We start from the raw sequence: 26,501 nt of genomic DNA, 5'->3' as shown, positions 1-26,501 counted from the left end.
GTCGGGCGCCGATGCTGCCTCCGGCATGGTCCGGCTGGACATCGCGGACGGCATCGCCGAGGTGGTCCTGGCCGCCCCGTACCGGCTCAACGCCGTGGACGGGCAGGCGCTCACCGATCTCGCCGCGGTGTACGCCGAAGCGGCTGCCGGCGTCCGCGAGGGGACCGTCCGGGCCCTCGTGCTGCGCGGCGAGGGCCGGGCCTTCTGCGCCGGCCGGGACCTCGGCTCCATCACGCCGGGGTCCGACGACGCCCACGGCTTCCTGGCTGGGGTGCTGACACCCCTGCTGCGGACGATGGCCGACTTCCCCGCGCCCACCTTCGCCGCCGCCCAGGGTGCGTGCCTCGGCGTCGGACTCGGCCTGCTCCTCGCGACGGACGTCGTGTACGTGGCGGAGGACGCCAAGATCGGCTCGCCCTTCGCCAACCTGGGGCTCGTCCTCGACTCGGGCGGGCACTGGCTGTTCACCGAGCGGCTGGGCCCGCACCGCGCCCTCGACCTCATGTACACGGGGGACCTCATGAGCGGCGCGGAGGCCGTCGCGGGAGGCCTGTTCAGCCGGGCCGTCCCCGCGGCGGACCTGCTGGACCTCACGCGATCGAAGGCCAGGCGCGCTGCGAGCGGTCCGCTGCAGGCGTTCGTCGCCTCGAAGCAGCTCGTCGGCCGGATCCGGGACGAGCGCCTCGGCCTGTGGGACGCCATCCGGGGGGAGAACGACATCCAGGGCGTGCTCGGTGCCTCGGACGACTACCGCGAGGGCCTGGAAGCATTCAGGGAGAAGCGGGCGCCGCGTTTCCGCTGATCGCCGGCAGGCTCCACGGCGGCAGGCTCCACGCCGTTCAGCGTTCGGGGTTCCTGGGCCAGGCGTCCACCGGACGCTGCGATGCCACGGGCCGTCCTTCTCGTCCGCGTGAACGGCTGCGGTCAGCTTCCCGGGCCGGTCGGCGGCGTCCTGCTCTGGAGCCGGCCGGGGGATCAGCCGGTCGGCGGCGTCCTGCTCTGGAGCGGGTCGGGGGATCAGCCTGTCGGCGGCGTCCTGCTCAGGAGCCGGCCGGGGAACCAGCCTGCCGGCGGCGTCCTGCTCTGGAGCGGGTCGGGGGATCAGCCTGTCGACGGCGTCCTGCTCAGGAGCCGGTCGGGGGACCAGCCTGCCGGCGGCGTCCTGCTCTGGAGCCGGTCGGGGGATCAGCCCGCGAGAGCGAATGCCGCGCTGCTGCCCAGGGCCCGTGCGAGTTCGTCGGCCGCTCGGCGTGCACGGTCGTGCAGGGCCTGCGCATCCGCCTCGGCAGCCCAGTCGGACGCCGTCGCGAAGACCGCTGTCGGCACCACCTGTGCGCGCAGGTAGGAGAACAGCGGTCGCAGCGCGTGATCCAGCACCAGTGCGTGGCGGAGGCTGCCACCGGTCGCGCCGATGATCGTCGGCGTTCCAGCGATCGCGGCAGGATCGAGCAGATCGATGAACGCCTTGAACATCCCGCTGTAGGACGCTGCGAAGACAGGCGTGACGACCACGAGCGCGTCGGCGGACCCCACCGTCGCGAGGGCTTCTTCGAGGCGGTCGCTGGCCGGGCCGGTGAAGGCCGCGGCGATGTCGCCGAACAGGTCCCGGAGTTCGATCACCGTGGGTTCCACGTGCGTCCCGGCCGGGGCGAGGGCGGCCACCACTTCCTCGGTGAGCAGGTCGGCCAACAGCCGACTGGACGACGGGGTGCTCACCCCTGCCGCCACCACCACGAGTCCGACCCTCTCCGGTGTGGTCTGGACCGGCCCAGTTCCATAGCTTTGCATGTTCTGGTGAACGTGATGGCGCGGTCCGTCATTCCCCGGCACCGCCGGGGGAGTGCAGGGCGCCCGCCTCCGCTGGAGTCCGCCTCGAAGGACGCAGTGCTCCCGGCCGGGGGCGCTTCAGCGTGTGTCGAGGTCCTCGAAGACGAGGAAGGTCTGGGTGTCCAGCACTCCCGGCATCGACTGGAGCTGGTCGAAGATCACGCGCCGCAGTCCCACGTTGTCCTCGGCCCGCACCAGGAGGATCACGTCGAAGTCACCGCCAACGAGCGCGATGTGGTGGATCTCCGGGACGTTCCGGAGCTTCTCCCTGAGTTCCCGCCACGAGTGCTGCCGCACCTTCAGGGTCACATAGGCGGAGGACCGCAGGCCGGCCTTCGTCGGATCGATGATCGCGGTGAAGCGCGTCAGGACCCCGTCCTCGGTGAGCCTCGCGATGCGCGAGTACGCGTGCGCGCGGGAGATGTGCACCCGTTCTGCCACCGAGGTGACGGACTGCCGGCCATCTCTCGTCAGCTCGGCGAGGATCTTCCGGTCGACGTCGTCGAGTGTGCCGTCCGCCACGTGTCCACGCTCCTTCGCGTAATCCAGCTCACACTGCCAATTCGTCCAAAGAATACCGCCTATCGATCGTCATCATCCAGAGTCCTGCAACTTCGTGGATACAAAACAAGCGCGCTGACCATACTTGATCTACACAGCATCCAGCGCCGGAGCTACCGCTCCCAGCTGGACGAGGCACCGCTCGTGCGGCGCGTGATGGAGGCGGAATGAGTACGGCAACGAACAAGGGACGTGGAAGCCTGATGGGCGGAGCGCCCGGCGGAACACCGTCGGCGCACACCCTGCTTCCCTCGGCGGAGCCCGTGCAGCTGGTCGACCAGGACGGGCAGCCGACCGGCGACGGGCGCTATCCGATGCCGGACGGCAAGCGGATCCTCGGTGCCTACGGTCGCCTGGTCGCAGGGCGCCGCATCAACGACCAGGCCAATGCCCTCGTCCGGCAGGGACGACTCGCGGTCTACCCGTCGTCGCACGGTCAGGAGGCGTGCCAGGTCGCGGCCGCCGTCGTACTGGGCGGGGAGGACTGGCTGTTCCCCACCTACCGTGACACGGTCGCCGTCATCACGCGCGGCGTCGATCCCCTCGAGGTGCTCACGCTGCTGCGCGGGGACTGGCACGCGGGCTACGACCCGTACGAGCACCGTGTCGCCACCCAGGCCACTCCGCTCGCTACGCAGCTGCTGCACGCGGTCGGCGTGGCCCATGCCGCGAAGCTGCGCGGCGAGTCCACCGTGGTCCTCGCCATGTGCGGTGACGGTGCGACGAGCGAGGGCGATTTCCACGAGGCACTGAACTTCGCCGCCGTCTTCCACGTCCCCGTGGTCTTCTTCATCCAGAACAACGAGTTCGCGATCTCGGTGCCGCTGAAGAACCAGAGCGTGGCCCCCTCCCTGGCGCACAAGGCCATCGGCTACGGCATGCCCGGCGAGCGTGTGGACGGCAACGACCTCGCGGCACTCCTCGCCGTGCTCGGAGCCGCAGTGGACAGGGCGCGCGACGGCGGCGGGCCCTCGCTGGTCGAGGCACACACCTACCGCATGCAGGCGCACACCAACGCCGACGACGCCACCCGCTACCGTTCCGCCGAGGACGTCGAGCGCTGGGTGCCGAGGGACCCGATCGTGCGGATGCGCTCCTACCTGCGGGCACTGGGCCTGCTGACGGAGGAGGGCGAGCGGGTGCTCGCCGATGAGGCGGACGCCGTCGCGGCAGCGATCCGCAGCGGACTCAACACGGAGGTCGACGTGAATCCGGCAGAACTCTTCGAATACGTCTATACGGAGAAGACGTCGCAGCTGCGCGAGCAGGCTGCGCTGTTGCGCGAGGAACTGGCACGGGATGCGGACGCGGAAGCGGCCGGCACCGACGGTTCGACGGGAGGGGACCAGCGATGACGCAGACAACACTGGGCGCTCCTGCGCCGGGCACCGCCGGCAGCCCCGGGACAGGTGCGGGCACCGCGCCCAGGGCCACGACGTTCGCGAAGGCCCTCAACGCCGCGCTCGCCGATGCGATGCAGGCCGACGCCGCCGTCCTGATGTTCGGCGAGGACGTCGGCACGCTGGGCGGCGTCTTCCGCATCACCGACGGCCTGACCGCCCGCTTCGGCGAGGAACGCTGCTTCGACACGCCGCTCGCCGAGGCCGGCATCATGGGCATGGCCGTAGGCATGGCGATGAACGGCATGAAGCCCGTGGTCGAGATGCAGTTCGACGCGTTCGCCTACCCGGCCTTCGAGCAGGTGGTCAGCCACGTCGCGAAGATGCCGAACCGGACGAAGGGCAAGGTGCGCCTGCCGATCGTCATCCGCATCCCCTACGCCGGCGGGATCGGCGGGGTGGAGCACCACTGCGACTCCTCCGAGGCCTACTACGCCCACACGCCCGGCCTGACGGTGCTCGCCCCGGCCACGGTCCGCGACGCCTACTTCATGCTGCGCGAGGCCATCGCCTCTCCCGACCCCGTGGTGTTCCTCGAGCCCAAGAAGCTGTACTGGTCCAAGGAGGAGGTGGATCTCGCCGAGCTCCGCCGCACCTTCGACGACGGCCAGGCGCCGCGGCGGATCGGACGCGCGGTCGTCGCACGCCCGGGCACCGACGCGACCCTCATCAGCTACGGGCCGTCCGTCCCCACGGCGCTCGCCGCAGCTGCGGCGGCCGCCGAGGAGGGCCGTTCGATCGAGGTCATCGATCTGCGCTCCATCGTCCCGTTCGACGACGAGACAGTGTGCGCGAGTGTCCGCAGGACCGGGCGCGCCGTCGTCGTGGCCGAGGCCCCCGGTTTCGCGTCGGTGGCGTCCGAGATCGTGGCCCGCGTGCAGGAACGCTGCTTCCACTCGCTCGCCGCACCGGTGCTCCGCGTCACCGGCTTCGACATCCCCTACCCGTCGCCGAAGCTGGAGCACTTCTACCTGCCGAGTGTCGACCGCATCCTCGACGCCGTGGACGCCCTCCAGTGGGAGGACCGGCCGTGAGCGCGCCGACCATCTCGTCGGGGCTCCTGGTGTTCGCCCTGCCCGATCTCGGCGAGGGCCTCACCGAGGCGGAGCTCGTCTCCTGGCTCGTGGCCGAGGGCGACACCATCGTCGTCGATCAGCCCGTCGCGGAGGTGGAGACCGCCAAGTCCGTGGTCGAGGTGCCCTCACCCTTCGCCGGCACCGTCGCCGTCCTCCACGGCCGGCCGGGGGAGGTGCTCGACGTCGGTGCACCGTTCCTGTCCGTCCGACCGGAGGGCGTCGAGGCCCTACCCGGAGGCCCTGTGCCCGGCCCCGGGGACGGCGCAGCTTCCGCCTCGACGGCGCACGGGAATCCGGTGTCCGCCGCTGACGCGCCGGCTGTCGCTGCGGCGGCAGCGGCACTCCGCGGGGATGCCGGCGTCCCGACGGCGGCGACGCAGGGCGGCGGCGAGGGACCGGCCGAGGCCGAGGGTTCCGGCAACGTCCTGATCGGTTACGGGACGCCCGGCGGGCTCTCGGGCGGGCGGCGCCGCCCCCGGCGGGTCGCTCCATCCCGCTCCGGAGGGACACCGGCGCACGCCCCTGCATCTGCCCTCGCACCTGCCGCTGCCCCTGTATCTGCAGCTGCAGCTCCTCCCGCGCCCGGGGTAGCCGGTCGGTCCCAGTCCATCGACGCGGCTGGAGCCGGACGGGCCGCGGCATCGGCTGCCACTCCGACCGCTGCGCCTCTGTGCGTGTCGCCGCTCGTCCGCAAACTCGCCCGCGACCACGGCCTGCGCCTCGACGCCATCCGCGGATCGGGGGAGCAGGGGCTGATCCTGCGCCGCGACGTCGAGCAGGCCATCGCGGGACCGGGTGCGGCGCCCGCCGTCGGGCAGTCGCCGTCGGACGGGAGCCCCGAAGACAGCGGCACCCGGACGGACAGCCGGTCGGGTGCCCCTGTCGACCCCCGATCAGGGCTCGCGGTCGTCGACCGCACGCCGCTCCGCGGGGTCCGCCGGACCATCGCCGAGGCGATGTCCCGCAGCCGGCGCGAGATCCCGGAAGCGACCGTGTGGGTCGACGTGGACGTGACGGCCCTCGTCGAGCTGCGGGAGGGGATGAAGCGGAGGACGCCCGACGCCGTGCCCGGCCTGCTGGCCTTCGTGGCACGCTTCGTCGTCGCCGGTCTCGCCCGCTACCCGGAACTGAACACCAGGATCGCCACGCGGGACGACGGCAGCCTGGAGATCGTGCGTGTCGAGGGCGTCAACCTCGGCATCGCCGCGCAGACCGACCGGGGGCTCGTGGTCCCGAGTGTGCGCCGGGCGGACACGCTCTCGGCGCGCGAGCTCGACGCAGAGATCCGCCGACTGGCCGACCTCGCCCGCAGTGGCAGGGCGACGCCGTCGGACCTGTCCTCGGGCACCTTCACCCTGAACAACTACGGGGTCTTCGGCGTGGACGGCAGTGCGGCGATCATCAACTACCCGGAGTCGGCGATCCTCGGAATGGGCCGGATCATCGACCGTCCGTGGGTGGTCGACGGTCAGCTCGCGGTGCGGAAGGTGACCGAGCTGACGCTCGCCTTCGACCACCGTGTGTGCGACGGCGGCACGGCCGGGGGCTTCCTGCGCTTCGTCGCGGATGCGATGGAGAATCCCGGAGGGATGCTCGCGGACCTTTAGACGGACCGGCGTCCGTCTCTGTCGCATGCACCGGGGCGGCTACCGCCGGGCCCCGCTACCGGCACGTCCGCCGGGGGCGGCTACCGCCGGGTCCGCCTCTGTCGTGTCCGCCTGGGGCGGCTATCGGCGGCCCGCTACCGGCACGTCCGCCTGGAGACCGACGGCTACCGCCGGGTCCGCCTCTGTCGTGTCCGCCTGGGGCGGCTATCGGCGGCCCGCTACCGGCACGTCCGCCTGGAGACCGACGGCTACCGCCGGGTCCGCCTCTGTCGTGTCCGCCTGGGGCGGTTATCGGCGGCCCGCTATCGGCACGTCCGTCGGGGACCGACGGCTACTCGTCGGGGTCGCGCAGCAGTCCCCGCTGGGCGAGGTCCGCAGCCGGAGACGACTCCTCGGGCAGGGGATCCGTCGCGGGCGGCACGTCCTCGGCCACGTAGTCCTTGAGGCCCACGGCCACCTCCTCCCGTTCGGTGGCGAGGGCGAGGGCATCGTCGTCGACATGGTCGTCGGACTTCCCGTGTGTCTGGTGGGAAGGGCGGGGCAGGGCGTCGTTGTCGGGATTGAGATCGTCCAGGGTGGGGAACTCTTCGTTGATGTCAGCCATCCTCCCACCCTAGGAAGGCACCGCGCGGGGGTCCACCGGGGTTCCGGGCGGTGTTCGGCTTCCGCCGGCGTGCCCGTCGGCCTATGATCCGGTCGGCCCATGCTCCGGTGGCCGGGGCCGGCCGGCCCATGCTCAGGTCGGACTATGATCCCGTCGGCCCATGGTCCGGTGGCCGGCGTCGTCGGCCGGACCGTCATCCCCATCCCACGCACCTGCCGTGGCGACCCTCACGTCAGCTCCGGGCGGTGGTCCCGACGGGGGCAGGCCGGTGGCCGCGACGTTGCGCAGCCGCGCCGGCCAGGACCACGAGCAGGATCCCGAGGACATGGAGCGGCGATGGCGAGGACGACCAGCCCCAGCAGGAGACCCAAGGCGGGTTCCAGCGCCACGAGCGTCCCGGATGAGGGCTGCGACGGTGAGCGGGCCGAGGAACTCGATGGCGACGGCCGTGCCGGGTGGGACGTGTTCGAGTGCGGAGAGGAAGCCGACCGTCAGGAGTCCGGTGGCCCCCGGTCTGAGTAGCACGGGCACATCGGTCCATCGGGTCCGGGACAGGGGTGGTCGTCCGATGAGCAGGAAGATCACAGCACTCATGGTCCGTCGGAGCCGTGCCGTACCGGCAGCATCGACTCCAGCGATGAGTCCTGACGAGCTGCAGGTTCGCCAGGGGCTTCAGACTCCGGGCTCCGCCACGGGGCTCCTCCGCTTCCGGCGTGCACACGTGGTGAAGATCATGGGTCCCGGACGGCCCGGATGTGCCCATACTGGAGGCATCAGATCGGGCTCATCCACGTGATGCGGCGATCCTGTCGGATGGACACGCCTTGCGGTGTGCCTGCCGGGCATCTTCTCGGGCCGTCAAGCAGCCGGCGACCCGGGAAGACGTCCCCCCGCGAGTGCTCCGCGCCTCTCCAGTATCGTCCGGGTGGTGGCCGGACGCAGCCCGTGCGGTCGCCGGGAACCGGTTGCGGGACCGGGACGTTCCTGCGCACGGCAGCGTACCGCTCGACACGGTCGAGCCCCTCCTGCTGACGGCCGCCACCGACGCGGGCGACGTTCGACCTCCTCGAGCCCGTCGTCGACGGGACCCTCGCCCCCTACCAGCCCTACCTGCCCGACCGGACCCTTACCGACCGGTGACACCCGTGCGGCTCTGCCACGGAAATCTTGATGGGAAGCACCGGGTGGACCTGAACCGCGGAGGTGCATAGTGGAAGCACCCTGAAAGATGTCCCCGACCCGTTCGCGGGACTCTGCCGGATACACCGACGAGCCTCGTGCACGAACGTGGGAGTCTTTCCGTCCGTCAAGCAGCCGGCGCATGGGAAGACGTCGGCGGCAGGTCCATGACCGACGCTCCGGGTGAGAGTCCAGGGATTGTAAAGACCACCCACCTGAACGGCAACCGCTGTCACGATCAGCGACCGCAGGTGGAGGATGGGGAACGAGGAAGCTGCGCCGCGGCGGGATCCGGACAGGATCCGCTTGCTGGGAAGTGCACGCACGCGACGAAGCGCTCGAGCAACACCCGCGGGTTCGACTCCGGGCCCGTTCTCACCACGCAGTGATCGCACAGTGAAGGATACAAATCCCATGAACAAGATGCGCCTCCTCGCAGTACCCGCCCTCGCCATCAGCGCCGTCGCTCTGGCAGGGTCCCCGGCGGTGGCCGCCGATGGCAGCTACTCGTCGACCCTCGGTCAGCTCAACGGCACCACCGGCACCGGCACCGTCACCCTCGACGTCGTGGGCGACCAGGCCACGATCAACCTCCAGGTGTCCGGCCTCGCCGAGACGTTCCAGGGTGCCCCGTACCCGCACGTGCAGCACATCCACGGCGGAGCCACCGGTACCTGTCCCACGCCCGCGAACGACGCCAACGGCGATGGCATCGTCAGCGTCACCGAGAGTGCCCCCGTCTACGGTGGCATCCTGGCGACGGTCACGACGTCGGGCCCCACGAGCCCTGCGGAGGCCCTGAACCTCCAGCTGGGTGGGCAGGGTGGGAACTACGCCATCCAGCGCACCTTCACCGTCGACGCCGCCACCCTGGCGGAACTGGAAGCGGGCAGGGCCGTGTTCAACGTGCACGGCCTCGACCCCGCCACGACGCCGTCGACGCCCGAGGCGTTCAATGCGCCCAGCGATCTCGACCCGTCACTGCCCCTGGGCGCTACGTCGACCGCGCTGTGCGGCACCCTCGTGAAGACCCAGATGGGCGCGATGCCGTCCGGTGGGGCGGACACGGGCGCCACGGTGGAGTCCTCCTCCAGCCAGGCCGGGATGATCGCCCTCGGTGGGGGGCTGGTGCTCGCGGCTGCGGCCGGTGGCACGTACGCGGTGCGCCGGAGCCAAGCGAAGGCCTGACACCGGCTGCCGCACGCCCGGCCCGCCCTGCTACCTCCGGGATCGGGTAGGGCGGTCCGATACGCCAGCGGCCGTGGTGCGCACTCCCTGTGCGCACCACGGCCGCTGTCTTGTCGTCCGGGGCCGCCGCGGTGCCTCCCCGTCCGACGGATCCACCGCCTCCTCCCGCCTGCGTGCTCGCGTCTGCTTGCTCCCGCCGGTTCCCTCCCGCCCGTGCGTTCCCTGCTCCCCGTCGACCGTAGGGTGGGGTTGGTGATCGAATCGATGAACAGCCTCCCCTCGGACACGAGTACCCGCGACAGATTCGTCCGGGTCCAAGGTGCCAGCGAGAACAACCTGCGCGGCGTCGACGTCGACTGCCCCCGGGACGCCGTCGTGGCCTTCACGGGTGTGTCCGGCTCCGGGAAGTCCTCGCTGGCCTTCGGCACCATCTATGCGGAGGCCCAGCGCCGGTACCTCGAATCGGTCGCACCCTATGCGCGCAGGCTCCTCCAGCAGGGGAACATGCCGCACGTCGCCTCCATCACCGGACTCCCGCCCGCCGTCGCCCTGCAGCAGCGCCGCGGGACGCCGAGTGTGCGCTCCACCGTCGGCACCCTGACCACGCTCTCCAACTCGCTCCGGATGCTGTATTCCCGCGCAGGGACCTATCCCGCGAGCGCCCCGGACAGGCTGGAATCCGACGCCTTCTCGCCCAACACCGCTGCCGGTGCCTGCCCGCGCTGCCATGGCCTCGGGGTGGCGCGTGACGTCACGGAGAAGACGCTCGTCCCGGACCCGTCCCTGACCATCCGCGAGGGCGCCATCGCCGCCTGGCCCGGCGCCTGGCAGGGAAAGAACCTGCGCGACGTCGTGAGCGAACTCGGCTACGACATCGACGTCCCATGGCGCGAACTCCCGGAGGAGGCACGCACCTGGCTCCTTTTCACCGAGGAGCAGCCGGTGGTGCAGGTCACCCCGCAGCGCGACCGCGTGGCCAAACCCTACAAGGGACGGTTCTGGAGCGCGAAGAGCTATGTCATGCACACCCTGCACGACTCCCAGAGCCAGCAGATGCGTGACCGCGTGCTGCCGTTCATGGAGTCCGGCCCCTGCGGCCTGTGCGGCGGCAGCGGACTGCGGCCCGAAGCGCTCGCCGTGACGTTCGGCGGGCTCCCGATCTCCGAGGCCAACGCCCTGCCGCTGGAGGACCTGGCCGCACACCTGGAACCTGCTGCGACGCTCGAGCACCCCACCGCCGCGTACCGCTCCTCCACCTCGGGTGAGGGCACGGAGGTGTCGGTCACAATCAGCAGGGACCTCGTCCAGCGGCTCGGTGTCCTGGTGGACCTCGGGCTCGGGTACCTAAGCCTCGGCCGGGCGACACCCACCCTCTCACCGGGCGAGATGCAGCGCCTGCGGATCGCCACGCAACTGCGGTCCGGCCTCTTCGGCGTGGTCTACGTGCTCGACGAACCGTCCGCGGGCCTGCACCCGGCCGACGTCGAGCCGCTCCTGGCCGTCCTCGAAGCCCTCAAGGACGCCGGGAACTCCGTGTTCGTGGTGGAGCACAACATGGACGTCGTACGGCGCTCGGACTGGATCGTCGACGTCGGTCCTGCGGCGGGGGAGGGTGGCGGCACCATCGTCTACAGCGGACCCGCCGACGGGCTCGCCGGTGTGTCCGGGTCAGCGACGGCCCCCTTCCTCGCCCGGACCGCGTCCGACGGTGCCGCATCGCGGGAACCGCGTGAGCCGGCCGGCTGGCTGCGCCTCGAAGGGATCCACCGCCACAACCTGCGGGGGCTCGACGCCGACGTCCCGGTGGGGGTCCTGACCGCCGTGACCGGCGTCTCGGGCTCGGGCAAATCCACGCTGGTCGGCAAGGTGCTCGCGGAGACGGTCGGCGCCCGGGTGCGGGACGAGACGCCGAGCGACGGCGGGACGGCCGACGACGACGACGCGGCGACCACCGTCGTGGGGCGACTTCACGGCGTCGAGGACATCGACCGCCTGGTCAGCGTGGACCAGAAGCCGATCGGGCGGACGCCACGCTCGAACCTCGCCACCTACACGGGACTGTTCGACGCGGTACGGAAGGCCTTCGCGGCAACGCCCGAGGCGCGGTCGAAGGGTTTCGGTGCGGGCCGCTTCTCCTTCAATGTGCAGGGCGGCCGGTGCGAGACCTGCCAGGGCGAGGGCTTCGTGGCGGTGGAACTCCTGTTCCTCCCCGGGAGCTACGGTCCCTGCCCGGTGTGCCACGGCGCCCGGTACAACGAGGAGACGCTGACCGTGTCGCTGCGGGGGCGTACCATCGCGGACGTCCTCGCGATGACGGTCGACGACGCCGCCCCGTTCTTCGAGGACCTCCCCGGCGTGGCACGTTCGCTCGCCACCCTCAGGGATGTGGGGCTGGGGTACCTGCGCCTCGGGCAGCCGGCCACCGAGCTGTCGGGTGGCGAGGCCCAGCGCATCAAACTCGCAACCGAACTGCAGCGTGCACGGCGCGGACACACCCTGTACCTGCTGGACGAACCGACCACGGGCCTGCATCCCGCGGACGTCGTCCTGCTCCTCGGGCAGCTGCGGAAGCTCGTGGAGGCCGGCAACACGGTGGTCGTCGTCGAGCACACCATGGCGGTCGTCGCTGCGGCCGACTGGGTGATCGACCTCGGCCCCGGCGGTGGGTCGGCGGGTGGCAACATCGTCGCGACCGGCACGCCCCGGGACGTGGCAGCGCTCGACGCCGGGACCAGCGTCACGGCCCGCTACCTGGCGGCGTATCTCGGAGCCGGTCCCGACGGCGGCCGACCAGCGGCCTGACCGGGCGGCCGGCCAGGTAGGGCCGGTTACACGAGTGCCGGCGCGAAATCGGTGCGGGTCGGAGCCCGATCATCGAGCGACCGCCACGCGGTCGCGAGGATCCCGACGGCCAGGCGTGTGTCCTCGGTCGGGTAGCTGAACGGGACACGCAGGAACCGCTCGAAGACGCCGTCGATCCCGAAGCGCGGTCCGGCACCCAGCAGCAGCCCGCGGTCGCGGGCGGCGAGCGCCAGCTGTGAGCTGACCGGCGCGCCGAGGTTCACCCATGTGGAGAGGCCGCCCCCGACGTGCGGGACCTCCCATCCCGGCAGCACGTCACGGAGGAGTTCCTCGAGCCGGTCGCGCCCCTCGGCGAGCTGCCGTGCGCGGAACCGCAGCAGCTGGTCGTAGCTGCCGAGCAGGTCGAGGGCGATGAGCTGCTCGAGGACGGGTGTGCCGAGGTCCTGCGCGTACCGGGACTGCACGAGCCTGCGGATCAGGCCCTCGTCCGCCCTGATCCAGCCGATCCGCAGTCCGCCCCACACGGTCTTGCCCATCGAGCCGATCAGCACGGCGGGGCCGAAGGCGGCGAGGGGCGGCAGGGCGTCGCCGTCGATCCGCAACTCGGCCATCGTCTCGTCGGCGACGACGACGGTGTCCTGTCGCCGGGCGGCCGCCATCAGCCGCGCGCGCTGGTCGGCGGGCATGACGGCGCCGGTCGGATTGTGGAAGTCCGGCATCACGTAGGCGACGGTCGGGCGCCCCTGCCGGAACGCCTGCTCGAGGCCGTCGTCGTCCCAGCCGCGCGCGGCATCGACGGACACCGGGACGAGGCGACGACCTGCCGAGCGGAGTGCCTCGTAGGCGTGCGGATAGCTGGGCGCCTCGACGAGCGCGGTGCCGGCCGGGGTCAGGAGCAAGCGCGCAAGGAGCGAGATGGCGTGCTGTGCACCGAGGGTCACCATGATCTGACCGGGAGACGTGGGGACGCCGCGCGCCGAGTACCTGTCGGCGAGGGCCTGGCGCAGCCGGGGGAGCCCGAGCGGGTCGTAGCCGTTGCCGTTCAGGTAGGCGGGGAGGTCCCGCGCAGCCCTGGCTGCCGCCTCGCCCACCTGCGGTGCTGCCGGGAGCGCCGCCTTGCTGAAGTCGAGGACCACGCCGTCGCCGCCGTCGAGGTCCGGCGCGCCCCGCCCCGGCATGGCGACCACGCTGCCCGAGCCCCGTGTGCTCTCCAGGTAGCCCGCCGACCGCAGGCGTGCATACGCGGCGGCCACCAGTGTCCTGCTGACCCCCAGGTGCGCAGCGAGCTCCCGCTCGGCCGGGAGGCGTGTACCCAGCGGGATCCGCCCGTCGAGGGCGAGCAGCCTGATGCGGTCTGCGAGGGCGACATAGGCGGGTCCGGACGTACGCCAGGTGCCGAGCTCCAGGGCGAGCCTGCGGGTCGGGAGAACGATCATGAGGCCACGATGACACAATTGGCCTCTTGAAGTAAGTCCAATCAGCCGATCTACTGGATCCATGACCTTCCTCGGTGCCCGGCGTGGCCTGCAGCTCCTCATCGGCGTGTTCCTCTACGGCCTCTCGCTCGCCATGATGATCCGTGCCACGCTCGGAGTGTCGCCATGGGACGTCCTGGGCCAGGGCGGATCGCTGCAGACCGGCATCCCCTTCGGGTTCATGACCAACATCATCGGGCTGATCGTGCTGCTGCTCTGGATACCGCTGAGGCAGCGTCCCGGGATCGGGACCGTCCTCAACGTCCTGCTGGTGGGGCCGAGCGCCGAGGTGGGGCTGGCGCTCCTGGATGAACCGGCGCCGCTCTGGGCCCGGATCCTCCTGTTCACGGGTGGACTGGTGCTGCTGGCGGTCGCGAGCGGGCTCTACATCGGGGCCAGGCTGGGTCCGGGTCCGCGTGACGGTCTCATGACAGGCCTCCATGCCCGGTTCGGCCTGCCCATCTGGCTCGTCCGGACGGCGATCGAGGGGACGGTGCTGGTACTCGGCTGGCTGCTCGGCGGGTCGGTCGGTCTGGGCACCGTGGCCTTCGCGCTGCTCATCGGCCCGCTGATCAACATCGCGCTGCCGATCTTCCGCGTCCCGGAGCGTCCCTGACCGACGCCGGACGCCGTCGTCGCCTGACCGGTGCCCGCGCAGAAACGCGCTGGTACGCGCCGGGATGCCGGGTGATCGGTGGCGGGGGATGCCCACCTAGACTGGAACCCCTGCCGCCAGCGAGAGGAACCCATGAGCACCGACGTCCCCAGCGCCGACGTCCCCAGCGCCGAGACCCGCAGCCCCTGGCGCGAGCTCGGACCGGGCATCTACGTGCTCCGGACCGGGTTCCGGATGAACGTCGGTCTCGTGGTCGGCACGGAGAAGGCGCTCGTCGTGGACACCGGCGCCGGACCGGTCAGCGCCGCCGAGGTGTACTCCCACGTCCGCGACGTCACGGCGCTGCCGCTGATCGTCGTCAACACGCACGCCCATGCCGACCACTTCTTCGGGAACAGCTACTTCGCCGCGCAGGGCGTCGAGGAGTTCTGGGCGACGTCGCGATGCAGTGCCGTCCAGGCCGAGAACGGCGAGGAGCAGCGGGCGCTGGTCGCCGCCGTCGAGCCGGCCATGGGAGCGGGCGAGGGCCTACACGCCGCCATCCTGCCGGCCAACCGCCTGGTGGAGGGCAAGCCCGTGGACCTCGATCTCGGCGGTGTCTCGGTGACGCTGTTCCACCTCGGACGGGGGCACACGGACCACGACCTGCTGATCGGCGCCGGGAACGTCCTTTTCACGGGCGATCTCGTGGAGGAGGGCTCGGACCCTGTCTTCGAGGACTCCTTCCCCGTCGACTGGGTGCGGACGCTCGGCAAAATGGTAGCGCTCGAGGACCTCTACGACGTCTTCGTCCCCGGTCACGGGGAGCCGGTCGCCGTGCAGGAGGTCATCACGCAGATGAACAAGATGCGCAGCGCCATCCGTGTGACGAGGACGGCGATGGACGAAGCCTCGGTGGACATGACCAAGGCCATCCCGATCCTGCCGTATGGCCCGGAGCAGTCACGGGCGCTCCTGATCCGCCTGCGCACGCTCGCCCACTGGAGCTGGCTGACCCGCAAGCACTAGCACGCGTGGCCGGGGCCCTGCGTGTGATCTTGATCGCGCCGGGGGCGGTTGTAGCGGTGTCGCCGGCGTCCCTACGCTGGAATGACAGACGGACGGGTTAGCAGCGGCCCTTCGGAGTACTTCCAGAAGGAGCCGCTATGTCGGACCGCCCTGTGCCCACACCCCTGCCCCGAGTCCTCGAGAACCCCGAGCACCACACCGCCGACCTGCCGGTGCAGCTCCCCGCGTACAACCCCGCGGACCTGCGCCACGGTGTCGTCCACTTCGGGGTCGGCGGATTCCACCGTGCCCACCAGGGTGTCTATTTCGACGAGCTGGCCGGTAGGGGACTCGCCATGGACTGGGGCGTGATCGGAGTCGGCCTGCACCGCCGGGAGATGAAGGACATGCTCGAGCGGCAGGACCACCTCTACACCGTCATCGAGCGGGGCGCGGAGGAGGACTCCGCGCGCGTCATCGGCTCCATGGTCGACTACCTGTACGCGCCCGAGGACCCCGAGGCCGTCCTCGCCACGCTCGCGAGCGAGCGCACCCGGCTCGTGACCCTGACAGTTACCGGTTCCAGCTACCACGTGGATCCCGTGACCGGGGAGTTCCAGGCTGACGACGAGGACATCGCGGAGGACCTCGCGCACCCCGAGCGGCCCGCCACCGTGTTCGGCTACATCGTCGAGGCCCTGCGTCGCCGCCGCGAGCAGGGGCTCCCGCCGTTCACCGTCCTGCCGTGCGACAACATGCAGCGCGGTGGCGAGGTGGCGCGCACCGCCGTCGTCTCCCTGGCCCGCCTACGGGACGCCGACCTGGCCGACTGGATCGACCGCGAGGGTGCGTTCCCCTCGAGCATGGTGGACCGCATCACCCCGACCACGTCCCCCGGGGAGCGGGACGCCGTCGTGGACCGGTTCGGCCTCGACGACGCCTGGCCCGTGCTCACCGAACCCTTCGCACAGTGGATCATCGAGGACTCCTTCTGCAACGGACGGCCTCCCCTCGACGAGGTCGGCGTGCACTTCGTCGACGACGTCGAGCCCTTCGAACTCATGAAGACCCGCCTGCTGAACGCCGGCCACTGCGCTCTCGGGTACTACGGCCTCCTCCTGGGGTACCGCACCACCGCGGAGGCCATGGCCGACGACGTCGTCCGCGGCTTCCTGACCGCGTTCCTGGACGAGGTCATCCCGCTCCTGCCGGCGATCCCGGGGATCGACCTCGGGGAGTACCGCGACTCCCTGCTCGGGAGGCTGTCGAACGCCTCCATGGAGGACCAGCTGGAGCGGCTCACGCGTCGCAGCTCCACGAAGGTCTCCGACTACGTGCTGCCGTCCCTGCTCGCGGCGCTCGATCAGGACAGCGCCCACCGGATGCTGCTGCTGACCATCGCAGGCTGGTTCCGCTACCTGCGCGGCGTCGACGAGCAGGGGGCCGAGTACGACGTGCAGGACGCCCGGGCCGACGAGATGCGCCCCCTCGCCGAGGGCGGACGGTTCGACGCGTGGATCGGCGACGCCTCGGTCTTCGCCGATCTCGCCGACCGGAAGGACATCGTGGAGGAACTGCAGGAGCTCGTGGACCAACTGGACGCCCGGGGAGCGCGTGCCGTCCTCGACGCCGAGACCGATGCGTCTTCCGATGCGTCTGCAGGTGCAGATGCCCGGGCCGCCTCCGGAGCGGGCATGGGTTCTGCCGGTGCGGCCGCCCCGTCGCGCCTCGATCCGGCTGCCGTCCGCGTGATCCTGTGCGACGCGGACGGCAACCTGTTCCCCTCCGAGGAGGTCGCCTTCGAGGCGTCCACGGACGTCACGAACCGGCTCGCCGAGGACGCCGGCGTGCCCGTCCGCTTCGAGCCGGAGGAACTGCGCCAGGCGACGCTCGGGAAGAACTTCCGGCGTGTGGCCGCCGAGCTGACCGAACCGGACAGCGAGTGGCCCGGTCCGGCCCGACAGTTCGGCGACGAGGAGCTGGAGCAGTGGATCTCGGAGGAGAAGCACGTGGTGAGCGAGCACCTGCGCGCCACCCTCGAGCCCGACACGGAGATCAGTCACGCCCTGCAGGAACTCGACCGGCACTTCGAGCTCGCCGTGGTCAGCTCGAGCGCCACCTCGCGGCTCCAGGCCTCCTTCGAGGCCACGGACCTCGGGCGTTTCTTCCCCGCGAACCGGGTGTTCAGTGCGGAGGACTCGATGCCGGAGCCCGTCAGCAAGCCCGACCCCGCGGTGTACCTGTTCGCCCTCGAGCAGCTCGGCGTGTCCGCCGATGCGTCACTCGCCATCGAGGACTCGGTGACGGGTGCGACGTCGGCGGTCGCCGCCGGGTGTCCCACCATCGGCAACGTCTGCTTCGTCGCACCCGAGGAGCGCCAGGAACGACGACGCCGGCTCGAGGACGTCGGAGTCGTCGCGGTCGTCGAGTCCTGGTCGGAGCTGCTCGAACTCCTCGCACTGGAGCCCGCTGTCAGCGCCGGTGCCACCGGCTGATTGCCGGTAGCCCACGTGCGAAGGGACCGGCCGGCTGATTCCTGCAGCGGCCGGTCCCGCGTCCCGCGGCGTGGGAGGGATCAGCCGGCGGAGTCCCCGAACACCGTTCGGTCGAGGAAGGCGTTGCGGAACTTCCCCTCGGGGTCCAGGCGTCGGGCGAGGGCCCTGAAGTCGTCGAAGCGGGGGTAGAGCGGCGCGAGCTGGACGGCGTCGGCCGCGAACAGCTTCCCCCAGTGCGGACGTGCCGCGAACGGTGCCAGTGCGGCCTCCAGTTCGGGCAGGAGAGCCTCGACCTCGGGCTGCATCGGCTTCCACGTGAAGTGGAGTGCGATCCCGTCGCGGCGGTAGTTGCTGCTGAGCCACAACTCGTCGGCGGCCATCGACCGCACCTCGGATACCTGCAGCAGGGGAGAGATGCGTGGTGCGAGGGTCCGCATGGCATCGATCGCCGCGACGGCGTGCTCCCGGCCCACGAGGTACTCGGTCTGCAGCTCATCGCCGTTGCTGGGCGTGAAGGCGAGCCGGAAGTGTGCGAGCCGCTCGGACCACGGGCCGGGGACACCCAACTGCTGCGTGCAGTGGTCGGCCGCCATGCCGGGGACCATGTGGAGCGGCCGGTCCGCGGCCGTCCCGCCGTAGAACGACGACGGCGCGGGGGAGCCGCTGTCGACCCGGCTCTTGAGCCAGGCCTGGACGATGGTGTCGCCGGACCAGTCGGTGAACAGGCTGACGCTGTAGGCGGAGGACGTGGCGGCGTCGTAGTCCGCCAGCACCGCGTCCCACGGGACGTCCGTGAAGACGTCCTGGCGGACGTCGAACGTCGGCTCGATCCGCAGCGTCACGCGGTGCACGACGCCGAGCGCGCCGAGGCCCACCACCATGCCGTCGAAGTCGTCGTCGCCCTTGGTCACGCTGAGGACGTCGCCCGAGGCGGTGACGAGCTCGAGCCCGACGACGGCGGTGGCGAGGTTCCCGTTCCTGTTCCCGGAACCGTGGGTGGCGGTTGCGATGGCCCCGCCGATCGAGATGTGGGGGAGGGACGCCAGGTTGTGCAGGGCGTATCCGCGCTGCTGCAGATGCGCGGCGAGCACGCCGTACCGGACGCCGGCGCCGACCATGACGGTCAGAGCGGCCTCGTCGATGTCGACTGCGGGATCGAGGACGTCGAGGGACACGAGGATCCCGGGGCTGTCGGCGATGTCGTTGAAGGAATGACGCGACCCGAGAGCGCTGACACGTGTGGCTCCTGCCACTGCGCGCTGGAGGTCGGAGAGTGAGGTCGGATGCTCGATCGTCCGGGCGCGGTACTCGTAGTTGCCCGCCCAGTTGAGCCTGTCCCGTACCTGTTCCTCGATCATGGTGGTCCTTGTCTGGCCGGTGTCGCGCCGGTGGGGTGAGGAGGGGCTCGACGCCGTGAAGAGAGGCCGCAGCAACCCCTCCGGTAGGGTGCCCGCTCATCCTACAACGTTGTAGACTCACCTCACGCGTGAGGTGCAGTGCATCACGGCAGGACCCGAGGGAGCGGCATGGCGGCCACACTGAAGGACGTTGCGCTGGCAGCCGGCGTCTCGATCAAGACCGTCTCGAACGTCATCAACGACTACCAGCACATCCGCGCCGAGACGAAGCAGCGTGTCATGGAAGCCATCTCGGAACTCGGCTACAGCCCCAACCTGTCGGCCCGCAGCCTCCGCTCGGGCAGGACGGGCGTGATCGGGCTCGCCGTCCCCGAACTGTCGTTGAGTTATTTCGCGGAACTGGCCGATTCGATCATCAAGGCCGCCGAACGGCGCGGACTCAAGGTGCTGATCGAGCAGACCGGCGGGGACCGCGACCACGAGCTCGAGATCCTCTCGAGCCCTCGACTCCAGATGACCGACGGGCTCCTGTTCAGTCCGCTCGGGATGTCCAACGAGGACGCACACCATCTGAACGTGAACTTCCCGCTCGTCCTGCTCGGCGAACGCATCTTCGGTGGACCCACGGACCATGTGACGATGAGCAACGTCGAGTCAGCACGTGCCGCGACCGCGCACCTGCTCTCCAAGGGCCGGCGCCGCATCGCGGTGGTCGGCGGGCACCGGGGCGAGGTCATCGGTTCTGCCGGCCTCCGGCTGCGCGGGTACCGGCAGGCGCTCGATGAGGCCGGCATCCCCTTCGATCCCGAACTCGTGGCCTACACGACCCTCTGGCACCGGGCCAACGGTGCGACCTCGATGCGGGAGCTGCTCGCATCCGGGGTGGAGTTCGACGCCGTGTTCGGCATGAACGACACCCTGGCGCTCGGCGCGATGCGTGTGCTCCAGGAGGCGGGCCGGACGATCCCGGACGACGTCGCCGTCATCGGGTTCGACGACCTCGACGAAGGCAGATACTCCCTGCCGACGCTCTCCACGATCGCCCCGGGCCGCGACGAGATCGCCGACACCGCCGTGCGTGTCCTCCAGGAGCGCATCTCCGGGCGGGAGGGTGACGTGCCGCCCCGTGAGTTCGAGGCGCGGTTCCAGGTCATCGAGCGGGAGTCCTCGGCCCTGCCGGAGTAACGGTTCGGCCACTGGACGGGATTCCCTCCATGCACCCTTGACAGTGACCCGCCTCACTCTGCATGCTACTTCTACATCGTTTACCTACAACGATGTAAATGACGGAACCGAGACCTGCTCCGACCCTCGAACCCGAGGCCCAGGCGCAGGAGGACGGACCCGGATCAAGGAAGATTCGACAGGGCGCACCATCGGGGTGCCCCGGCGATCCTCCTCCCTGCAGAACCTGGACCAGCCGCCTTCGGGCGGACCACGGTGGAATGCCACCGCGAGAGGAAGCACACGATATGAAAGCCACGTTCCTGGCATCGGTCGGCATCGTCACCGGCGCTGCCGTAGCACTGACCGGCTGCTCCGGAGGGGAAGCGGGTGGCGACGGAGGGGGCTCCGAAGCCGCCTCCTGCACCAACACCATCGTCAACGCCGAGGCACCCCAGGTGACCGTCTGGGCCTGGTACCCCGCATTCGACGAGGTCGTCGACCAGTTCAACAACGCCAACGACGACGTCCAGATCTGCTGGACGAATGCAGGCCAGGGGAACGACGAGTACACGAAGTTCTCGACGTCGATCGAATCGGGATCGGGTGCCCCGGACGTCATCCAGCTCGAATCCGAGGTCCTCTCCAGCTTCACCATCCGTGACGCGCTCGTGGACCTCACCGAGTACGGAGCCGATGACGTCAAGGACCAGTACGCCGAAGGCGCCTGGGAGGACGCTTCGAGCGGCGACGCGGTCTACGCCATCCCCGTGGACGGCGGACCCATGGGCATGCTGTACCGCCAGGATCTCTTCGATGCGGCCGGCATCACCGTCCCCACCACGTGGGACGAGTTCGCGGCGGCCGCGAAGCAGCTCAAGGACTCGGGCAGCGGCGCCGTCATGGCCGACTTCCCGACCAATGGCCGCGCGTTCAACCAGGCGCTCTTCGCCCAGGCCGGGTCCGTCCCGTTCGAGTACGACTCCGCGAATCCGCAGGAGATCGGCATCGATGTGAACGACGACGGCGCCAAGAAGGTGCTCGAGTACTGGGAGGGGCTCGTCAAGGACGGTCTCGTGGCCACCGATGACGCCTTCACCGCCGACTACAACACCAAGCTGGTCGACGGCTCCTACGCCGTGTACCTCGCCGCCGCCTGGGGGCCCGGGTACCTGCAGGGCCTCTCGGACGCCGACCCGACCGCGGTCTGGCGTGCAGCACCGCTGCCGCAGTGGGACGCTGCCAGTCCCGTCCAGGTCAACTGGGGCGGATCCACGTTCGCCGTCACGGAGCAGGCCTCCGACAAGGAACTCGCCGCGAAGGTCGCCATGGGGATCTTCGGCAACGACGAGGGCATGAACCTCGGTGTCGACAAGGGCGCCCTCTTCCCGTCCTACGCCCCGGTGCTCGAGTCGGACGAGTTCGCCACCAAGGAGTACGAGTTCTTCGGCGGGCAGCAGATCAACAAGGACGTCTTCCTCGATGCCGCGGCCGGCTACGAGGGCGCCACGTTCAGCCCGTTCCAGAACTACGCCTACGACCAGCTGACGGTCCAGATCTACGCCATGGTCCAGGGCGAGAAGGACGCGAGCCAGGCACTCGACGACCTGCAGGCCTCGCTCGAGCAGTACGCCACCGAGCAGGGCTTCACGCTCAAGTAGCCCGACGGCAGGGTGCCCGCCCAGCGTGGGCACCCTGCTTCCCGGTCCCTGCGGAGACTCCCACCCCCACGTCCGTTCCCACCCCCACGTCCGTTCCGATCCGGAGGAAAGACCATCATGGCCACGACCACCGCGCCGACGTCGTCCCACCGCGCCGAGGCACACCAGCAGGTCAAGCACCGACCGGACAGGAACTACCGGCGCCGCCAGCGCTGGGGGTGGTTGTTCGTCGCACCCTTCGCCCTGATCTTCCTGACCTTCCTGGTCCTCCCGCTCGTCTTCGCCTTCCGGATGAGCCTGTTCACGAGCACGCTCGCCACCGGCGACAGGTTCGTGGGCTTCGCGAACTACGCCAAGGCCTTCACGGATCCGCTCTTCCTCGACGGACTGCTCACCGTGGCGAAGTTCGGGCTCATCATGATCCCGGCCCAGATGATCGTGGCGCTGATCGCCGCGCTCGTCCTCGACAACCTCGCCACCTGGGCGTCGAAGTTCTCCCGGCTGATGATCTTCATCCCCTACGCCGTGCCGGTGGTCATCGGTGCGCTCATGTGGGGCTTCCTCTACAGTCCGCGCTTCGGTCCCGCGAGTACGCTCTTCGCCCTGTTCGGGGCCGAGGCGCCGAACTTCCTCGCGCAGGACAGCATCTTCGGAAGCCTCGTGAACATCGTGACCTGGCAGTGGGCCGGCTACTACATGATCATCATCTACGCCGCGCTCAGGGGCATCGACCCGGGGATCTACGAGGCGGCCGTGCTCGACGGTGCCTCGGACCGGCAGATCGCCACCCGCATCAAGGTCCCCATGATCTCCTCCTCGCTCGTCATGGTGGTCATCTTCGCCCTGATCGGGACCCTCCAGTTCTTCACCGAACCGCAAGTGCTGCGGGGCGTTGCGCAGGGTGCGATCCCCACGGACTACACCCCGAACATGTACGCGTTCTCGCTGGCCTTCTCCTACAGCCAGTTCAACTACGCCTCGGCCATCTCGTTCGCGCTCGGCATCGTGGTCTTCGTGTTCTCCTTCTTCTTCCTCTTCCTGACCCGCAAGCAGAGCGGACTGAAATAAGCCATGGCACTCGTCACAGACACGCTCGATTCGCAGCAGGGCGGCAGGGGCCGCAGCGCGGCATCGCGCACCAGGGCCCGCAGCGGCGGGCCGCGCATCGGCTCGCACATCTTCCTGCTCATCCTCGTCATCTACTTCATCACCCCCATCTGGTGGCTGACCGTCGCGAGCACCAAGGACACCGCGGGCCTCTTCGGCGGTTCGGGCGGGCCGCTGTGGTTCGACGACGAGTTCCACTTCGTCGACAACGTCCAGGGCCTGTTCGACCGCCAGAACGGCATCTACTGGCGCTGGCTCGGCAACTCGTTCCTGTACGCCATCTCGGGCGGCGTGGGTGCCACGGTCCTCGCGGTCCTCGCCGGCTACGGCTTCGCCAAGTACAGGTTCCGCGGCAGGGGTGCCTTCTTCGGCATCCTGCTCGGCGCGGTCATGGTCCCGCTGACGGCGCTCGTGATCCCGACGTTCGTCCTCCTCAGCGAGGTCGGCCTCGTCAACACCATCTGGGCCGTCATCCTCCCGTCGCTCCTCAGCCCGTTCGGCGTCTACCTCATGAGGGTCTTCGCCCAGGAGGCCGTGCCGGACGAACTGCTGGACGCCGCGCGGATCGACGGCGCCGGAGAGCTCCGGACGTTCTTCACGATCGCGCTGCCGCTGCTGCGCCCGGCCATCGTCACGGTGCTCCTGCTCTCGGTCGTCGGCACCTGGAACAACTTCTTCCTGCCGCTGGCGGTCCTCAGCGATCCCCTGCTGCTCCCCGTCACCGTGGGGCTGAACGGCTGGACCGCGCTGTCCAACGCCGGCAGCGGCGGCGAGGCGCTCTGGAACCTCATCACCACCGGCGCCTTCATCTCGATCATCCCGCTGATCATCGCGTTCCTCTCCCTCCAGAAGTACTGGCAGGGCGGACTGTCCCTGGGCTCGCTCAAGTAGCCGCAGGACCGCCTTCTCGACCCCACGACACCGCACAGAAAGTAGTTCGATGCAGAACGCACGCCTCACCCTCGACCCCCACTTCACGGTCGGGCGGATCAACCGCAACATCTTCGGCGGATTCGTCGAGCACCTCGGCCGCCACGTGTACGACGGCATCTACGAGCCCGGCCACACCACGGCCGACGACGAGGGCTTCCGCCAGGACGTCATCGAGCTGGTGAGGGAGATGGGGGTCTCGACGATCCGCTACCCGGGCGGGAACTTCGTCTCCGGGTTCCGCTGGGAGGACAGCGTGGGCCCGCGCGACGAACGCCCCACACGCCTCGACCTGGCCTGGCACTCCACCGAGACGAACCAGGTGGGCATGCACGAGTTCGCGTCCTGGCTGCGGAAGGTGGACAGCGACCTCATGCTCGCGGTCAACCTCGGCACGCGCGGCACGCTCGAGGCCCTCGAGCTCCTCGAGTACTCGAACCTGCCCAAGGGCACGGATCTTGCCGACCAGCGGATGGCCAACGGGCGCCCGGATCCGTTCGGGGTGAAGATCTGGTGCCTCGGCAACGAGATGGACGGTCCCTGGCAGCTCGGTCACCGGTCGGCCGACGACTACGGGAAGATCGCCTCGCGCACGGCGAAGGCCATGCGCCAGCTGGACCCGTCCATCGAACTCGTGGCCTGCGGGTCCTCCAGCGCCCACATGCCGACCTTCGGCGAGTGGGAGCGCGTGGTCCTCTCCCACACCTACGACGACGTCGACTACATCTCCTGCCACGCCTACTACGAGGAGAAGGACGGCGACCTCGGCTCGTTCCTCGCCTCGGCAGTCGACATGGACTCCTTCATCGAGTCGGTCGTCGCCACGGCGGACCACGTGAAGGCCGTCCGGGGCAGTTCGAAGACCATCAACATCTCCTTCGACGAGTGGAACGTCTGGTACATCAGCCGCTTCGAGAACGTCGACAAGATCCAGGGCCTCGACAACTGGCCGGTCGCCCCGCGCCTGCTCGAGGACTGCTATTCGGTGGCGGACGCCGTCGTGTTCGGGAACCTGATGATCTCGCTGCTCAAGCACGCGGACCGCGTCACCTCGGCGTCGCTGGCGCAGCTCGTGAACGTGATCGCCCCGATCATGACGGAGCCGGGCGGCCCGGCCTGGCGCCAGACCACCTTCTTCCCGTTCGCCATCACCTCGCGCCTGGCGCAGGGCTCCGTGCTCGAGCTGAAGCTCGACGCCGGGACCTACGAGACCAGCGAGTACGGTGTCGTCCCGCTCGTGGACGCCGTGGCGACGCACGACGACGCCACCGGCGCCACCGCCGTGTTCCTCGTGAACCGGTCGCAGACCGAGGAGACCACCGTGTCCATCGATATCGCCGCGCTGGATGCCTTCCATCGGGTGGATGCGCAGTCGCTGTACGATACGGACGTGTATGCGAAGAACACCCTTGAGGAGCCCGAGCGCGTGACCATGAGACCCAATACCTCCGCCACGCTGGATGGCGGCGTCGTCACCATCACGCTTCCCCCCGTGTCATGGACGGCCGTAACGCTCGCATGAACAACGTTGAATACAGGATCGAGGGCGACGGCTATGCGGCCGTCGTCCTCGGTCTCGGTGCCGCCGTCCGTGAGCTCACGTACGAGGGACGCCCCCTCGTGGTCGGTTTCGGTGCGGACGAGGAGATGCCGAACTTCCGTGGTGCCTTCGTGGCGCCCTGGCCCAACCGCATCGCCGACGGACGCTACTCGTTCGACGGTGTCGACCACGAGCTGCCGGTCAACGAACCCGAGCGGGGCACGGCCCTCCACGGACTCGTCTTCGACATCCCCTGGACCCTCGTGGAGCACAGCGCTTCCGCCGTGACGCTCGGGTGCACCATCGAGCCGACGGAGGCGTACCCCTTCACGGTCGCGCTGCACGCACGCTTCAGTGTCGGCCCCGATGGTTTCCGCACCGACGTCACGGCCCTGAACACGGGTTCGCGGCGCGCGCCCTACGGCGTCTGCCCTCACCCGTACCTCCTGGCGGGACCATCGCCGCTCGACGAGTGGGTGCTCGAACTCCCGGCGTCCACCGTCCTGACCGTCACGCCCGATCGCCTGCTGCCGGTGGCGAAGGAACCCGTCGAGGGGACCCCCTTCGACTTCCGGTCGGCCCACCTCATCGGCGACGTGCAGATCGATCATGCCTTCACGGACATCAGTCGCGACGCAGCCGGCCTTGCCACCGTCAGGGTCACCGATCCGGCGCACGGAACCGGCACCGCGATGGTCTGGGACGAGAGCTGCCCATGGGTCCAGATCCATACGGCCGACCTCCCGCAGAAGCTCGAGGACACCCGTCTGGGCCTCGCTGTCGAACCCATGACGTGTCCGCCTGCGGCGTTCACCACGGGGGAGGACCTCGTGGTCCTCGAGCCGGGTGCGACGCACCGGACCGGCTGGACGATCACCGCTCTCTAGGGGTCAGGCCCGGCCTGCCGCCGTGCGGTGTGCCACG

Annotated in this window: 20 protein-coding genes; 15 read left to right on the top strand and 5 right to left on the bottom strand. The window is 69.9% G+C overall.

Annotated features, from left to right (window positions below; genetic code table 11):
• Positions 1-25 precede the first annotated feature (25 nt).
• On the top strand, positions 26-802 hold the full coding sequence (locus V6S67_RS14315) for an enoyl-CoA hydratase/isomerase family protein (protein WP_334211610.1): 777 nt from the start codon (positions 26-28) through the stop codon (positions 800-802).
• A gap of 383 nt (positions 803-1,185) precedes the next feature.
• Here V6S67_RS14315 and V6S67_RS14310 read toward each other — a convergent pair whose 3' ends face one another.
• Positions 1,186-1,788 (bottom strand): CE1759 family FMN reductase, encoded by a 603-nt coding sequence (locus tag V6S67_RS14310; RefSeq protein ID WP_334210861.1) that lies wholly within the window; start codon positions 1,786-1,788, stop codon positions 1,186-1,188.
• Between the two features lie 117 nt (positions 1,789-1,905).
• Positions 1,906-2,349 carry an Lrp/AsnC family transcriptional regulator gene (locus V6S67_RS14305; RefSeq protein WP_334210860.1) on the bottom strand — a complete coding sequence of 148 codons (444 nt, stop codon included), beginning with the start codon at positions 2,347-2,349 and terminating at the stop codon, positions 1,906-1,908.
• Positions 2,350-2,555: 206 nt separating this feature from the next.
• Here V6S67_RS14305 and pdhA point away from each other — a divergent pair, with 206 nt between their 5' ends.
• Genes pdhA through V6S67_RS14290 form a run of 3 tightly spaced genes read left to right on the top strand, consistent with a single transcriptional unit; the run spans position 2,556 to position 6,471 of the window.
• Positions 2,556-3,743 carry a pyruvate dehydrogenase (acetyl-transferring) E1 component subunit alpha gene (gene pdhA, locus V6S67_RS14300; protein ID WP_442884811.1) on the top strand — a complete coding sequence of 396 codons (1,188 nt, stop codon included), beginning with the start codon at positions 2,556-2,558 and terminating at the stop codon, positions 3,741-3,743.
• Positions 3,740-4,822: an alpha-ketoacid dehydrogenase subunit beta gene (locus V6S67_RS14295; RefSeq protein ID WP_334210859.1), complete on the top strand. Its 1,083-nt coding sequence runs from the start codon at positions 3,740-3,742 to the stop codon at positions 4,820-4,822. The genes pdhA and V6S67_RS14295 overlap by 4 nt, the downstream gene beginning before the upstream one ends.
• Positions 4,819-6,471: a dihydrolipoamide acetyltransferase family protein gene (locus V6S67_RS14290; RefSeq protein WP_334210858.1), complete on the top strand. Its 1,653-nt coding sequence runs from the start codon at positions 4,819-4,821 to the stop codon at positions 6,469-6,471. The genes V6S67_RS14295 and V6S67_RS14290 overlap by 4 nt, the downstream gene beginning before the upstream one ends.
• A gap of 331 nt (positions 6,472-6,802) precedes the next feature.
• Here the strand turns inward: V6S67_RS14290 and V6S67_RS14285 are convergent, their stop codons facing one another.
• A complete protein-coding gene (locus tag V6S67_RS14285) occupies positions 6,803-7,075 on the bottom strand; it encodes a hypothetical protein (protein WP_334210857.1) in 273 nt (90 codons plus the stop codon).
• Positions 7,076-8,668: 1,593 nt separating this feature from the next.
• Here V6S67_RS14285 and V6S67_RS14280 point away from each other — a divergent pair.
• Entirely contained in the window at positions 8,669-9,442 is a 774-nt protein-coding gene (locus V6S67_RS14280) for a CHRD domain-containing protein (RefSeq protein ID WP_334210856.1), read from the top strand.
• Between the two features lie 264 nt (positions 9,443-9,706).
• The gene (gene uvrA / locus V6S67_RS14275) at positions 9,707-12,244 is read left to right on the top strand and encodes an excinuclease ABC subunit UvrA (protein ID WP_334211608.1); all 2,538 of its coding nucleotides are present in this window, start codon (positions 9,707-9,709) and stop codon (positions 12,242-12,244) included.
• A gap of 26 nt (positions 12,245-12,270) precedes the next feature.
• On the opposite strand, the gene yczR is transcribed toward uvrA, so the two are convergent.
• Positions 12,271-13,680 carry a MocR-like transcription factor YczR gene (gene yczR / locus V6S67_RS14270; RefSeq protein WP_334210855.1) on the bottom strand — a complete coding sequence of 470 codons (1,410 nt, stop codon included), beginning with the start codon at positions 13,678-13,680 and terminating at the stop codon, positions 12,271-12,273.
• 61 nt (positions 13,681-13,741) lie between these two features.
• On the opposite strand from yczR, the gene yczE reads away from it, so the two are divergent.
• The 3 genes from yczE to V6S67_RS14255 all read left to right on the top strand — a co-directional run bounded on the left by yczE (position 13,742) and on the right by V6S67_RS14255 (position 17,817).
• The gene (gene yczE, locus V6S67_RS14265; protein WP_334210854.1) at positions 13,742-14,335 is read left to right on the top strand and encodes a membrane protein YczE; all 594 of its coding nucleotides are present in this window, start codon (positions 13,742-13,744) and stop codon (positions 14,333-14,335) included.
• A 132-nt stretch (positions 14,336-14,467) separates the two neighbouring features.
• On the top strand, positions 14,468-15,343 hold the full coding sequence (locus V6S67_RS14260) for an MBL fold metallo-hydrolase (RefSeq protein ID WP_334210853.1): 876 nt from the start codon (positions 14,468-14,470) through the stop codon (positions 15,341-15,343).
• A gap of 137 nt (positions 15,344-15,480) precedes the next feature.
• Entirely contained in the window at positions 15,481-17,817 is a 2,337-nt protein-coding gene (locus V6S67_RS14255; protein WP_334210852.1) for an HAD-IA family hydrolase, read from the top strand.
• 80 nt (positions 17,818-17,897) lie between these two features.
• On the opposite strand, the gene V6S67_RS14250 is transcribed toward V6S67_RS14255, so the two are convergent.
• Entirely contained in the window at positions 17,898-19,175 is a 1,278-nt protein-coding gene (locus V6S67_RS14250) for an FAD-binding protein (RefSeq protein WP_334210851.1), read from the bottom strand.
• 168 nt (positions 19,176-19,343) lie between these two features.
• Here V6S67_RS14250 and V6S67_RS14245 point away from each other — a divergent pair, with 168 nt between their 5' ends.
• From V6S67_RS14245 to V6S67_RS14220, 6 genes are all read left to right on the top strand, one after another.
• Positions 19,344-20,360, top strand: coding sequence for a LacI family DNA-binding transcriptional regulator (locus tag V6S67_RS14245; protein WP_334210850.1), 1,017 nt, complete (start codon positions 19,344-19,346; stop codon positions 20,358-20,360).
• Positions 20,361-20,647: 287 nt separating this feature from the next.
• The gene (locus V6S67_RS14240; protein WP_334210849.1) at positions 20,648-22,000 is read left to right on the top strand and encodes an ABC transporter substrate-binding protein; all 1,353 of its coding nucleotides are present in this window, start codon (positions 20,648-20,650) and stop codon (positions 21,998-22,000) included.
• A gap of 117 nt (positions 22,001-22,117) precedes the next feature.
• Positions 22,118-23,068 carry a carbohydrate ABC transporter permease gene (locus V6S67_RS14235; protein ID WP_334210848.1) on the top strand — a complete coding sequence of 317 codons (951 nt, stop codon included), beginning with the start codon at positions 22,118-22,120 and terminating at the stop codon, positions 23,066-23,068.
• A 3-nt stretch (positions 23,069-23,071) separates the two neighbouring features.
• Positions 23,072-23,998: a carbohydrate ABC transporter permease gene (locus V6S67_RS14230; protein ID WP_334210847.1), complete on the top strand. Its 927-nt coding sequence runs from the start codon at positions 23,072-23,074 to the stop codon at positions 23,996-23,998.
• A gap of 49 nt (positions 23,999-24,047) precedes the next feature.
• Positions 24,048-25,559 carry an arabinosylfuranosidase ArfA gene (gene arfA, locus V6S67_RS14225; RefSeq protein WP_334210846.1) on the top strand — a complete coding sequence of 504 codons (1,512 nt, stop codon included), beginning with the start codon at positions 24,048-24,050 and terminating at the stop codon, positions 25,557-25,559.
• Positions 25,556-26,464: an aldose 1-epimerase family protein gene (locus V6S67_RS14220; RefSeq protein WP_334210845.1), complete on the top strand. Its 909-nt coding sequence runs from the start codon at positions 25,556-25,558 to the stop codon at positions 26,462-26,464. Before arfA ends, V6S67_RS14220 begins: the two co-directional genes overlap by 4 nt.
• Positions 26,465-26,501 lie beyond the last annotated feature (37 nt).

Source organism: Arthrobacter sp. Soc17.1.1.1, from assembly GCF_036867195.1.
In the GTDB taxonomy this organism is placed as follows: Bacteria; Actinomycetota; Actinomycetes; order Actinomycetales; family Micrococcaceae; genus Arthrobacter_D.
This window is presented reverse-complemented; position numbering and strand designations above follow the sequence as displayed.